Below are 10,744 nucleotides of genomic sequence, written 5' to 3' on the forward strand. Positions count from 1 at the left end.
ACCTCACTTATGCATGGTGACTATGCGGATCGCGACCACCCGGCCGGACGGGTCGGCATCGAGTGTGACGCGCTGGCCGGGACGCAGGAAGCGCAGCCCGGATTCGGCGAAGGCCGCCGCGTCGAATGGGACGCGACGGCCCGAATCGAGGACGACCTCGCCTGAGGTGTCCTCGCGGAAGTTCGCAACGGTTCCCTGCAAGGGGATGGCCTAGCGAATCTGCTTGCGGTTGGAGCCGCCGAGGGCGGTCTTGGCCTTGAAACCGAGGAAGACCAGCCCGCCGACGACGCCGACGATGAGGGCGACCTTGATGAGGAATCCGAGGCCCGCGACGACCCAGCTGATGACGGTCGCCACGAGCCAGATCGCGACGATCGCGCCACCGAACAGGGCCGCGAGCCAACCGAGGAGACGCCAGTTCATGTTCATTCACTCCGGGAAGTCGTTTGCGTTGCCGCCCCGTCAAATCGACGGGGGAGATGTCAATATGACTCTATGCTGACATCATAACTGGATGGGCGCAAGAGTGCGGTACCCCAGGCTGTACTCCCAACGTCTCACACTCTCCGCTCCGGTGGGGTCTGCGGTCCGCGGCGATTCGCCTCCGAGTGAAGGCGACATAACTGCTCGTAGGGCCAGGGCCTGCGCGGGGAGTTTGATTTCACCGGCGCCTTCCCGTCTCGGCCGCGGGGCGCGAGGCGGGTTAGAGTGCAACGCACAAGAGGACGAACGACCGTTCATGGCAGAAGGAGCGACCAGGTGAACGAGCAGACCGGCGAGGCGCACTACGCCTTCCGTCGCAAGGGTGGCGACCGGCTCCCCTGGTTCACCCACCTTGCCGGGAACCTGGTCAAGGGCGGCCTGCTGCCGCTGACCAAGCGCGAGTGGAGCGGGATGGAGAACGTCCCCCTCGACGGCCCGGTGATCATGGTCTGGAACCACTACTCGGACTTCGATCCGCTCCCGGTGGCCCACTTCGCCTACAACACCGGCCGGCACCCTCGCTTCCTCCTCAAGCACAGCCTGGTCAAGATCCCGGTCCTGGGCCCGATGATCCGGGCGACCGAGCAGATCCCGGTCTACCGTGGTAGCGCCGACGCCGCCGAGTCGCTGCGCGAGGCCATCGCCATCCTCAAGCGCGGCGGCTCCGTCGTGCTCTCCCCGGAGGGCACGGTCACCAAGGAGCCGGACCGCTGGCCCATGCGCGGCAAGACCGGCGTGGCCCGCCTGGTCATGGAGACCGGCGCCCCCGTCGTTCCGATCGTCCAATGGGGATCGCTGGAGATCCACGACCGCAAGCGCGACCCGAAGTTCCGTCTCGGCATGCGCAAGAAGGTCACCGTCGCGGCTTTGCCGGCAGTCGACCTGTCCGAGTGGGACGGCGCCGAGATCACCCGCGAGAACCTCACCGCGATCACCGATCGCATCATGGAAGCCCTCTCGGGCGGCCTGGCCGAGATGCGCGGCGAGGCGGCCCCGCCCCTGTTCGACCCCCGGCAGAACCGCAAGCAGCAGAGCGAAGAAAGCGAGCCGAACGAGTGAGAGCAGCCGTCATGGGGGCCGGATCCTGGGGCACCGTGTTCGCCAAGATCCTGGCCGACGCCGGAACTCCCGTCACGATCTGGGCGCGCCGGGAATCCGTCGCCGCCACGATCGAGGCCGAGCACCGGAACCCGGACTACTACCCGGACGTCGAACTGCCCGCGCTCGTCTCCGCCACCTCCGACGCCGCCGCAGCGCTGCGCGGCGCCGACCTGGTGGTGCTGTCGGTCCCCAGCCAGACCCTGCGCGAGAACCTCGCCGCCTGGACCGAGCACCTGGAATCCGATGCGACCCTCCTGAGCCTCATGAAGGGCATCGAGCTCGGCACGACCGAGCGGATGACCGAGGTCATCGCCGAGGTCACCGGCGCTCCCGCGTCGCGCGTCGCGGTCCTGTCCGGTCCGAACCTCGCGCGCGAGATCGCCGAGGAGCAGCCCACGGCCTCGGTCGTCGCCTGCGTCGACCACGGACGGGCCGTCGACATCCAGAAGGCCATCACCACCTCCTACTTCCGCCCGTACACGAACACCGACGTGGTCGGCTGCGAGCTGGGCGGCGCGGTCAAGAACGTCATCGCCCTCGCCTACGGCATGGCCGCCGGGATGGGCATGGGCGACAACACCAAGGCCACGATCATCACCCGCGGCCTGGCCGAGACCACCCGCCTGGGCATGCGCCTGGGCGCCGACCCGGTGACGTTCGCCGGGCTCGCCGGGCTCGGCGACCTGGTCGCCACCTGCTCTTCCCCCCTGTCGCGCAACCACACCTTCGGAGTGCAGCTCGGACTCGGATCCACCCTGGAAGAGGCTGCGGCGGTCACCAAGCAGACCGCCGAAGGCGTCAAGAGCTGCCGCTCCATTACCGATCTCGCCCGCAAGGTGGCTGTCGAGATGCCCATTTGCGATGCGGTCGAACGAGTCTGCCATGAAGGGCTCGACCCCCGAGCCGCCGTCGCCGAACTCATGGGCCGCGAGACCAAACCCGAAACCGATTGAGGTCCGACAATGCCTAAACCGACCGTCGCCGTCATCTTCGGCGGCCGCAGCGTGGAACAGCCCGTCTCCTGCGCCTCCGGCTCCGGGGTCGCTAACGCCCTGCGTGAACGCGGCTTCGACGTCACCGCCGTCGGCATCACCCGCGACGGCGAATGGGTCCAGCTCCCGCAGGACGCCGCCTTCGCGCTCGAATCCAGCGACAAGCTCCCCGAGGTCACGGCCGAGGCCGGCAAGGCGCTTGCCGTCGATCTCGGCCCCGGCGCCGAAAGACTCGCCGACGTCGTCTTTCCGGTCCTGCACGGCCCGTACGGCGAGGACGGCACCATCCAGGGCCTGTTCGAGATGGCCGGACTGCCCTACGTCGGCTCCGGCGTGCTCTCCAGCTCGGTGTGCATGGACAAGGAGTTCACCAAGCGGCTCCTGGCGGCCGAGGGCGTTCCCCAAGGCCCTTACGCCGTTCTCAAGGCCGGCGAGGAACTCGACGCGCAGGCCGTGGTCGACCAGCTCGGCTTCCCCATCTTCGTCAAGCCCGCCCGTGCCGGATCGAGCCTGGGCATCAGCAAGGTGAACTCGCAGGCCGCCCTCGTCGAGGCCGTCGCCAAGGCCCGCGAGGTCGACGACAAGGTCGTCTTCGAGGCCGGGTTCATCAATGTCCGCGAGATCGAGATGGGCGTCATCGAGACGCTCGACGGGGGACTGGAGGTCACCTTCCCGCTCGAAGTGCTCGCCGCCGGCGCAGAGGGCTGGTTCGACTTCGACGCGAAGTACCTGGACAACCCCGAGCCGTTCAACCTCAAGCCCGACTACCCCGACGGAGTCGCCGAGGCCGCGCAAAACCTGGCCCGGAAGGTCTTCCGGCTGCTGGACTGCCGCGACCTGGCCCGGGTCGACTGCTTCCTGGCCGAGGACGGCACCGTCTTCCTCAACGAGGTCAACACGATGCCTGGCATGACCCCGATGAGCGGCGTGCCCCAGGCCTTCGCCGCAGCCGGGCTCAGCTACGGCGAGCTGGTAGAGCGCCTGGTCACTTTGGCGGCCTCCCGCGTGGAAGGTCACTGACCCGCGGCGTAGATTGGACTGCGGATTTCTGTGCGCTTCGTCGTGCCTGGAAATCCGGCCGTACACCCGTGTGCGCGCCGAGGCCCCGGGTCGCCCGGGAGCCGGCAAGTGCGCGCGACACTCGCTTCTGCTCGTCAGGAGCTCACACGTGCCTCATGCGAGGCCAGCGAATGAATTACTGGAGTATCAATGCAAGCTAAGGCGAAGGTCAAGCTTTCCCGCTCGCTCGGGATCGCCCTGACCCCCAAGGCCGCCAAGTACATGGAGCGCCGTCCCTACCCTCCGGGGCAGCACGGCCGTGGCCGCAAGAAAGAGTCGGACTACAAAAACCAGCTGGTCGAGAAGCAGCGTCTGCGCGCGCAGTACAACATCTCTGAGCGCCAGCTGCGGAACACCTACGCCGAGGCCGTCCGCCGGTCCGGCAAGACCGGTGAGAACCTGGTCGGCCTGCTCGAATCCCGCCTGGACGCCTTCGTGCTCCGCGCCGGCTTCGCGCGCACCGTCTACCAGGCGCGTCAGTTCGTCAACCACGGCCACTTCACGGTGAACGGCCGCAAGGTCGACATCCCGTCCTACCGGCTCAAGGCCGGCGACTTCATTCAGGTTCGCAAGAAGTCCCGCTCCATGACGCCCTTCCAGCTGGCCGCGGCCGGCGCGTGGGCCGGCGAGCAGACTCCGGCTTACATCGAGGCGCACCTTGAGGGCCTCATCGCCCGCTTCCTGTCGGTGCCCGAGCGCAAGCAGATCCCCGTGATCTGCGACGAGCAGCTCATCGTCGAGTACTACTCCAAGTAGTCCTTTACGGGTTCGAGTGCCGCCTGTCACGGCAGGCCCGCTGGTAGGCGGCGCTCGGACGCGAGTAAACTCGCACAGTGGTGCAGTGCGTCCGTGCCCGGACCGCCTCGCGCTCCGGCTGCCCTTGACGGGCCACGGCGGACTGCATTCTCTCGCCAGCCCAACCCTTTGGACTGGCTGCCAGCAACCTCACGCCTGGATTGGTCGTGGGGTTTTCGGACCGAGTTGTCACGGTAGCGGAGGACATGCCTAAAAAAGACGGCGCCATCGAGATTGAAGGCAAGGTCACCGAGTCCCTTCCGAACGCGATGTTCCGGGTGGAACTCACGAACGGACACAAGGTACTCGCTCACATCAGCGGCAAGATGCGGCAGAACTACATCCGAATCCTCCCCGAGGACCGGGTAGTCGTCGAACTCTCGCCGTACGACCTGTCGCGCGGGCGGATTGTCTACCGCTACCGCTGACCTGACGACTACACGTAAGTAGGACTCGTGAAAGTCAAACCGAGCGTCAAGAAGATCTGCAAGAACTGCCGCGTGATCCGCAGGCACGGACGAGTGATGGTCATTTGCTCGTCCGACCCGCGTCACAAGCAGCGTCAGGGCTAGAGCTTCTAACGTCATAAGCAAGGCCCCACGCTAAAAGTTGGGGAACCGCCGCCAGTGCGCCCAGCGCACAACCCTCGGCTCGGAGGCCGGGGCTCGCATCGCCCATCAGGGCAGGGAATCGTTTCCCAGCGGGACGGCAGCGGTCAGACCTCCGAGAACACCTAGGAGAACGCCTAGATGGCACGCCTGGTTGGGGTGGACCTCCCGCGCGACAAGCGTCTGGAGATCGCACTCACCTACATCTATGGTGTCGGCCGCACGCGCTCTATCGAGACGATCGAGGCCACCGGCCTCGACCGGAACACGCGCGTGAAGGACCTCACCGACGAAGAGCTGGTGAAGCTCCGCGACCACATCGAGGAGCACTACCAGACCGAGGGTGACCTGCGCCGCGAGGTGCAGGCGGACATCCGCCGCAAGATCGAGATCGGTTGCTACCAGGGCCTGCGTCACCGCTACGGCCTCCCGGTCCACGGTCAGCGCACCAAGACCAATGCGCGGACCCGTAAGGGCCCGAAGAAGACCGTGGCCGGTAAGAAGAAGGCTCGCTAGGGGGAACTGACAGATGCCACCGAAGACTCGCGGCGGTTCGAAGAACCCGCGCGCCAAGAAGAAGAACGTGCCCCACGGGCAGGCTCACATCAAGAGCACCTTCAACAACACCATCGTGTCGATCACCGACCCGTCCGGTGCCGTCATCTCCTGGTCCTCCTCGGGCCAGGTCGGCTTCAAGGGGTCGCGCAAGTCGACCCCGTACGCCGCCCAGATGTGTGCCGAGGCCGCCGCCCGCAAGGCGATGGACAACGGCATGCGCAAGGTCGACGTCTACGTCAAGGGTCCCGGCTCCGGCCGCGAGACCGCGATCCGCTCGCTTCAGGCCGTCGGCCTCGAGGTCGGCTCGATCAACGACGTGACCCCGCAGCCCCACAACGGCTGCCGCCCGCCGAAGCGCCGTCGCGTCTAGTCGGGTTCCACACCGTCGCCGCCCGGCGTTAGCCGGGCGGCAACCGGGGTAGAGCACTGGCCGAGCCCCGAGATCCCAACGTTTTAGGCGTCATATAGCGGACGCCCCGAACAAAGGAAACACCGAAGTGCTTATCACTCAGCGGCCCACGCTCTCCGAGCAGCAGATCAGCCCGACCCGCTCCAAGTTCACCATCGAACCCCTGGAGCCCGGTTTCGGCTACACGCTCGGCAACTCGCTGCGGCGCACCCTGCTGTCGTCCATTCCGGGCGCGGCGGTCACGTCGATCAAGATCGACGGCGTCCTGCACGAGTTCTCCACCATTCCCGGCGTGAAAGAAGACGTCGTCGAACTGGTGCTGAACGTCAAGCAGATCTGCGTCTCCTCCGAGAGCGACGAGCCGGCCACCATGTACCTGCGCAAGGAAGGCCCCGGCGAAGTCCTCGCCGGAGACATCCAGCCGCCCGCCGGCGTGCAGGTCCACAACCCCGAGCTCAAGCTCGCGACCCTCAATTCCAAGGGCCGCATTGACATGGAGTTCGTGGTCGAGCGCGGACGAGGCTACGTCTCGGCCCCGCAGAACAAGGCTGACACGAACGAGATCGGCCGCATCCCGGTCGACTCGATCTACTCGCCGGTCCTCAAGGTGGCCTACTCGGTCGACGCGACCCGCGTCGAGCAGCGCACCGACTTCGACAAGCTCACCGTCGACGTCGAGTCCAAGGCGTCCACGACGCCGCGCACCGCGCTCGCCTCCGCCGGTTCGACTCTCGTAGAGCTCTTCGGGCTCTACCGCGAGCTCGACACCGAGGCCGAGGGCATCGACGTCGGGCCCAGCCCGGCCGACCAGCAGCTGGCCGCCGATCTGGCCCTACCGATCGAGGACCTGGACATGACCGTCCGGTCCTACAACTGCCTCAAGCGCGAGGGCGTCAACACCGTTGGCGAACTCATCAACCGCACCGAGGCCGACCTGCTCGATATAAGGAATTTCGGGCAGAAGTCGATCGACGAGGTCAAGATGAAGCTCGCCGGCATGGGCCTGAGCCTCAAGGACTCGCCCGGCACCTTCGACCCGAGCGAGGCCGCCGTGGCCTACGGGTCCGAAGAGGCCCCCGAGGGCGATGAGTTCGAAGACGACGGTGAAGACCTGCGCGAGACCGAGCAGCTCTAGAGCCGCCCGACACTGTGGCGGTCGGTTCCGTAAAACGGCCGGCCGCGCCAACCATTAGAGGAGCAAGACGATGCCCAAACCTACTAAGGGCCCGCGCCTGGGCGGATCCCCGGCCCACGAAAAGCTGATGCTGTCGGGCCTCGCGGCCTCGCTGTTCGAGCACGGCAGCATCACCACCACGCTGACGAAGGCTCGTCGGCTGCGTCCCTACGCCGAGCGTCTGATCACGTACGGCAAGAAGGGCAGCCTCCACCACCGCCGCCTGGCGCTGGCGAAGCTGCGCAACAAGGACGCGACGCACGACCTGTTCGAGCAGGTCGCCCCGCGTTTCGCCGCCCGCGAGGGCGGCTACACCCGGATCATCAAGGCCGGGAACCGCAAGGGCGACAACGCGCCGATGGCGATCATCGAGCTGGTCGACTAGCACGGCAATGAACCGCGCGCAGGGCTTATGCTCTGCGCGCGGTTTGCTTTATCCGGGAGGGGATGCGCGGTGGACAAGTCTGTGGACGAGGGCGCGGGTGAAGGCACGGGTGAAGACGTGGACGAGCGAGTGGACGGGGCCCGGCCGACGACCCGGCTGCGGCTCGGCGTCGCCTACGACGGGGCCGACTTCTCGGGCTGGGCGCTCCAGCCCGGGTTGAGAACCGTGGCGGCCGAGGTGATCCGGGGCCTGGAATTGCTCTTCGGGGAGCTGCGGGACTTCACCGTGGCCGGGCGGACGGACGCCGGGGTGCATGCGACCGGGCAGGTCGTGCACGTGGACGTGCCCACCGCGAAATGGGAAGACCTGCGAGAGCGGCTGCTGTGGCGCCTGCGCGGCATCCTCCCTCCCGACGTCCGGGTCACCGCAGCCGAGGCCGTGGACCCTTCGTTCAACGCGCGTTTCGCCGCCCATTGGCGGCGCTACCGGTACCGGGTCGCGGACGCGACCTACGGCGTGAACCCGTTGCGGCGCTTGGACACCCTCGCTCATCCTCGACCGCTCGACGTGGAGCGGATGCACGCGGCCTGCCAGCGCCTGCTCGGCGAGCACGACTTCGTGGGCTTCTGCAAGCAGCGAGAGGGCGCGACGACGATCCGCGAACTTCAGCAGTACGACTGGACTCGCGATGAGGACGGCGTGGCGGTGGCGACGGTCCGCGCGGACGCCTTCTGCCACTCCATGGTCCGCAGCCTGGTCGGCGCGGCCCTGGCGGTGGGCGACGGCAGGCGGGACGAGGACTGGCTCGCGTCGATACTCCAGCTCGGTGAACGCGCCAATGACGTCCATGTGGTCGGCCCGCACGGCCTCACGCTCCTGGAGGTCGACTACTCCGAGGACTCGGAAGACTGGAAGACTCGGATCGACCTGACCAGGCGAGTGCGCACCCTCGGCAATTGACTTCCTCTGGCTGTCACCGTTTCGTCCGCGGAACTGCGATTCGGATTCACTCCAAAGACAGGCGCAGGCCCCAGGTCGAGCGCCATGGGACCAATCAGGACCGCAGGGGCGGTGACGGCCGTGTCGGCCGTGTCGGCCGTGGCCCTGTTCGTGGCCGTCCCCGACTCCGCCGGCGCCCACCCCCACTCGGCCTGCATGCTGACCTGCCGATACGAAGGTTATCCACAGGCGGCAAAAAAGTTTTGGTGGGTCCTTGGTGCGCATGATGTGATTGTGTTTTTGAAGTAGTGGCACCAATTCCGGCTAGTCGAGTTGGTGTCGGCCAGTGCAGGATCGGCGGTAAGAACATTGGGTTATCCCGGGAGCCGCCCCCGAAGATCGCACGCGGAGGCCGCCGCGTGCGGCTCCTGCACCGGCACCTCGCGAGGAAGAACGCGGGCGGCCGACATCCAGTCGGCCGCCCGCAATACAACTCAACAGTGCGGTCGAACCACTGAGTTCGCGGTTTTTGGTACGGGGAACCTTCACATCTCCGTGACTGCTTCGGCTTGATCGGATCGGGCTTCTCAGTGCTCGTGGTAGTCGGTCATCGTCTAGTCCGATTCCGGATGGGCGGTGTTCACCTGGGGTGCAGGCGCTGCCGCGAAGCTGAGGCAATGAGACGCTTTCTCACTGTCGGCGCGGTGACGGCTGTCGTCACCTCCGCGCTGTTCGTCGCCCTTCCCTCTCCCGCAGAAGCCCACCCCAATCGCGACTTCGATTTGCAGGCCCACCGCGGCGGGCTCGGGCTCGTCGTGGAGAACACGCTTCCGGCCTTCGCGAACGCCCTCGAACTCGGCGTCAGCACACTCGAACTCGACGTGCAGATCACTGAGGACGGTCATGCCGTCGTCACCCACGACCGCAAGGTCAACGGCGGCAAGTGCCTCGACACCGGACCGGCCTTCGCGGGCGACTCCGAGCACCCGTATGTCGGCAAGTACATCAAGGACCTGACGCTCGAACAGGTCTGGCAGCTCGACTGCGGCACCCAGACGCAGGCGGACTTCCCCGGCCAGGTGGCCGCGCCCGGCGAGCGCATGCCGCTGCTGAGCCAGGTGTTCGACCTGGTCGATGCCTATCGGGCCCACAAGGTCACGTTGAACATTGAGACCAAGGTGGAGGCCGGGGCGCCGGAGGAGACGGCACCTCGCGAGGCGTTCGCGGAGACGGTCGCGGCGGATGTCGAGGCGGCGGACATCGCCGACCAGGTGACGGTCCAGAGCTTCGACTGGGGCGCGCTCATGCTCATGGGCGAGACTGCTCCGGAGCTGCCACTGGTGGCGCTCACCAATTACGATTTCCTCCAGGTCGGCCAGGAGGGGGCCTCTCCGTGGTTGGGAGGCATCGACATCGATGATTTCGGTGGCGACCCGATCGCGGCGGTGGACAGCTTCGGGGTGGCGGCGTTTTCACCGGTGCACGGGTTCCCGCAGAACGGCACCGTGGACGACCCCGACTACGAGCCGTACGTGACCGCCGAGATGGTGGACCACGCCCACGAGTCGGGGATCGCGGTGGTCCCGTGGACGGTCGATGACGAGGCCACCATGCGCTCGCTCATCGATGCCGGGGTGGACGGCATCATCACCGACTACCCGGACGTGCTGCGAGAGGTCATGCGGGACTACGGCTTCAAGCTCCCCAAGCGGTACCACCTCCACTGATCGGAGGGCCTGGACGGGGTCGGTGGCCTGCACCATCCGACCGCCTGTGCGGGTCTGTCGGCGGGGGCAGGCGCAAGGCGTAGTCGAGCACGGGTCCGTCTTGGTCGTCATGATCGTCTTGCCTCCTTCCATTGTCCCGCTTCCCGTCTCCCGCTTCGGGCATCACACATCGGCCCTCGGCTGCTAGCTTTCGTGCCGCTCGGTCGCGCTCTTCAGCGCTCTGAGGGGCTTCGCGTCTCGGGCCGGTTCGTTCCGGTCAGGCCCATCGAGGCGCATGACCGTCACCGATCGGTGCCGGTAGCACGATGCCGATCAACGAGCATCACTCTCACCGGTTCGTACCCGCCGGGCGATGCCCACCGAGGAGCCTTGCGTTCACCGGTTTGTACCGGCCGGGCGGCGCCCATCGTGGAGTCTCCCTTTGACCGGTCGGTGCCGGTGGAACGTTGCCGTTCAACGAGCGTCCCGCTGACCGTTCCGTTCGGCCGGGTGAAGCCCCGCTAACGGGTATCGC

Annotated in this window: 13 protein-coding genes and 1 pseudogene; 12 read left to right on the top strand and 2 right to left on the bottom strand. The window is 66.9% G+C overall.

Features of this window, described 5'->3' with window-relative positions:
* Positions 1–3 precede the first annotated feature (3 nt).
* Together FAB82_RS16885 and FAB82_RS16890 are read right to left on the bottom strand one after the other, a co-directional pair.
* Entirely contained in the window at positions 4–201 is a 198-nt protein-coding gene (locus FAB82_RS16885) for a cold-shock protein (protein WP_136535711.1), read from the bottom strand.
* Positions 202–210: 9 nt separating this feature from the next.
* Positions 211–423, bottom strand: coding sequence for a hypothetical protein (locus FAB82_RS16890; protein WP_136535712.1), 213 nt, complete (start codon positions 421–423; stop codon positions 211–213).
* Between the two features lie 336 nt (positions 424–759).
* On the opposite strand from FAB82_RS16890, the gene FAB82_RS16895 reads away from it, so the two are divergent.
* The 12 genes and pseudogenes from FAB82_RS16895 to FAB82_RS16950 all read left to right on the top strand — a co-directional run bounded on the left by FAB82_RS16895 (position 760) and on the right by FAB82_RS16950 (position 10,230).
* Positions 760–1,542 (top strand): lysophospholipid acyltransferase family protein, encoded by a 783-nt coding sequence (locus FAB82_RS16895; protein WP_136535713.1) that lies wholly within the window; start codon positions 760–762, stop codon positions 1,540–1,542.
* A gap of 11 nt (positions 1,543–1,553) precedes the next feature.
* Complete coding sequence (locus FAB82_RS16900; protein WP_136535714.1) at positions 1,554–2,537, top strand: NAD(P)H-dependent glycerol-3-phosphate dehydrogenase; 984 nt, start codon at positions 1,554–1,556, stop codon at positions 2,535–2,537.
* A gap of 9 nt (positions 2,538–2,546) precedes the next feature.
* The gene (locus FAB82_RS16905; RefSeq protein WP_136535715.1) at positions 2,547–3,596 is read left to right on the top strand and encodes a D-alanine--D-alanine ligase family protein; all 1,050 of its coding nucleotides are present in this window, start codon (positions 2,547–2,549) and stop codon (positions 3,594–3,596) included.
* A gap of 189 nt (positions 3,597–3,785) precedes the next feature.
* The gene (rpsD, locus tag FAB82_RS16910) at positions 3,786–4,391 is read left to right on the top strand and encodes a 30S ribosomal protein S4 (protein ID WP_136535716.1); all 606 of its coding nucleotides are present in this window, start codon (positions 3,786–3,788) and stop codon (positions 4,389–4,391) included.
* Positions 4,392–4,636: 245 nt separating this feature from the next.
* On the top strand, positions 4,637–4,858 hold the full coding sequence (gene infA, locus FAB82_RS16915) for a translation initiation factor IF-1 (protein WP_026922446.1): 222 nt from the start codon (positions 4,637–4,639) through the stop codon (positions 4,856–4,858).
* Positions 4,859–4,885: 27 nt separating this feature from the next.
* Positions 4,886–5,002: a 50S ribosomal protein L36 gene (rpmJ, locus tag FAB82_RS16920; protein ID WP_081687242.1), complete on the top strand. Its 117-nt coding sequence runs from the start codon at positions 4,886–4,888 to the stop codon at positions 5,000–5,002.
* Between the two features lie 177 nt (positions 5,003–5,179).
* Positions 5,180–5,554 (top strand): 30S ribosomal protein S13, encoded by a 375-nt coding sequence (rpsM, locus tag FAB82_RS16925; protein ID WP_136535717.1) that lies wholly within the window; start codon positions 5,180–5,182, stop codon positions 5,552–5,554.
* Positions 5,555–5,567: 13 nt separating this feature from the next.
* The gene (gene rpsK, locus FAB82_RS16930) at positions 5,568–5,966 is read left to right on the top strand and encodes a 30S ribosomal protein S11 (RefSeq protein ID WP_136535718.1); all 399 of its coding nucleotides are present in this window, start codon (positions 5,568–5,570) and stop codon (positions 5,964–5,966) included.
* Positions 5,967–6,093: 127 nt separating this feature from the next.
* Positions 6,094–7,140 (top strand): DNA-directed RNA polymerase subunit alpha, encoded by a 1,047-nt coding sequence (locus tag FAB82_RS16935; protein ID WP_136535719.1) that lies wholly within the window; start codon positions 6,094–6,096, stop codon positions 7,138–7,140.
* Positions 7,141–7,210: 70 nt separating this feature from the next.
* A pseudogene (gene rplQ, locus FAB82_RS16940) lies at positions 7,211–7,561 on the top strand (50S ribosomal protein L17); the annotation flags it as partial.
* A gap of 72 nt (positions 7,562–7,633) precedes the next feature.
* Positions 7,634–8,524, top strand: coding sequence for a tRNA pseudouridine(38-40) synthase TruA (gene truA, locus FAB82_RS16945; protein ID WP_246039683.1), 891 nt, complete (start codon positions 7,634–7,636; stop codon positions 8,522–8,524).
* A gap of 656 nt (positions 8,525–9,180) precedes the next feature.
* On the top strand, positions 9,181–10,230 hold the full coding sequence (locus FAB82_RS16950; protein WP_136535722.1) for a glycerophosphodiester phosphodiesterase family protein: 1,050 nt from the start codon (positions 9,181–9,183) through the stop codon (positions 10,228–10,230).
* Positions 10,231–10,744: the final 514 nt, after the last annotated feature.

This window comes from Glycomyces buryatensis (genome assembly GCF_004912275.1).
GTDB classification, from domain to species: Bacteria; Actinomycetota; Actinomycetes; order Mycobacteriales; family Micromonosporaceae; genus Glycomyces; species Glycomyces buryatensis.

Bases quoted from the DNA above. Each gene is read 5' to 3' on its own strand.
- FAB82_RS16890 (WP_136535712.1), bottom strand. From the start codon at position 423: ATGAACTGGCGTCTCCTCGGTTGGCTCGCGGCCCTGTTCGGTGGCGCG.
- FAB82_RS16900 (WP_136535714.1), top strand. From the start codon at position 1,554: ATGGGGGCCGGATCCTGGGGCACCGTGTTCGCCAAGATCCTGGCCGAC.
- FAB82_RS16905 (WP_136535715.1), top strand. From the start codon at position 2,547: ATGCCTAAACCGACCGTCGCCGTCATCTTCGGCGGCCGCAGCGTGGAA.
- rpsD (WP_136535716.1), top strand. From the start codon at position 3,786: ATGCAAGCTAAGGCGAAGGTCAAGCTTTCCCGCTCGCTCGGGATCGCC.
- infA (WP_026922446.1), top strand. From the start codon at position 4,637: ATGCCTAAAAAAGACGGCGCCATCGAGATTGAAGGCAAGGTCACCGAG.
- rpsM (WP_136535717.1), top strand. From the start codon at position 5,180: ATGGCACGCCTGGTTGGGGTGGACCTCCCGCGCGACAAGCGTCTGGAG.
- rpsK (WP_136535718.1), top strand. From the start codon at position 5,568: ATGCCACCGAAGACTCGCGGCGGTTCGAAGAACCCGCGCGCCAAGAAG.
- FAB82_RS16950 (WP_136535722.1), top strand. From the start codon at position 9,181: ATGAGACGCTTTCTCACTGTCGGCGCGGTGACGGCTGTCGTCACCTCC.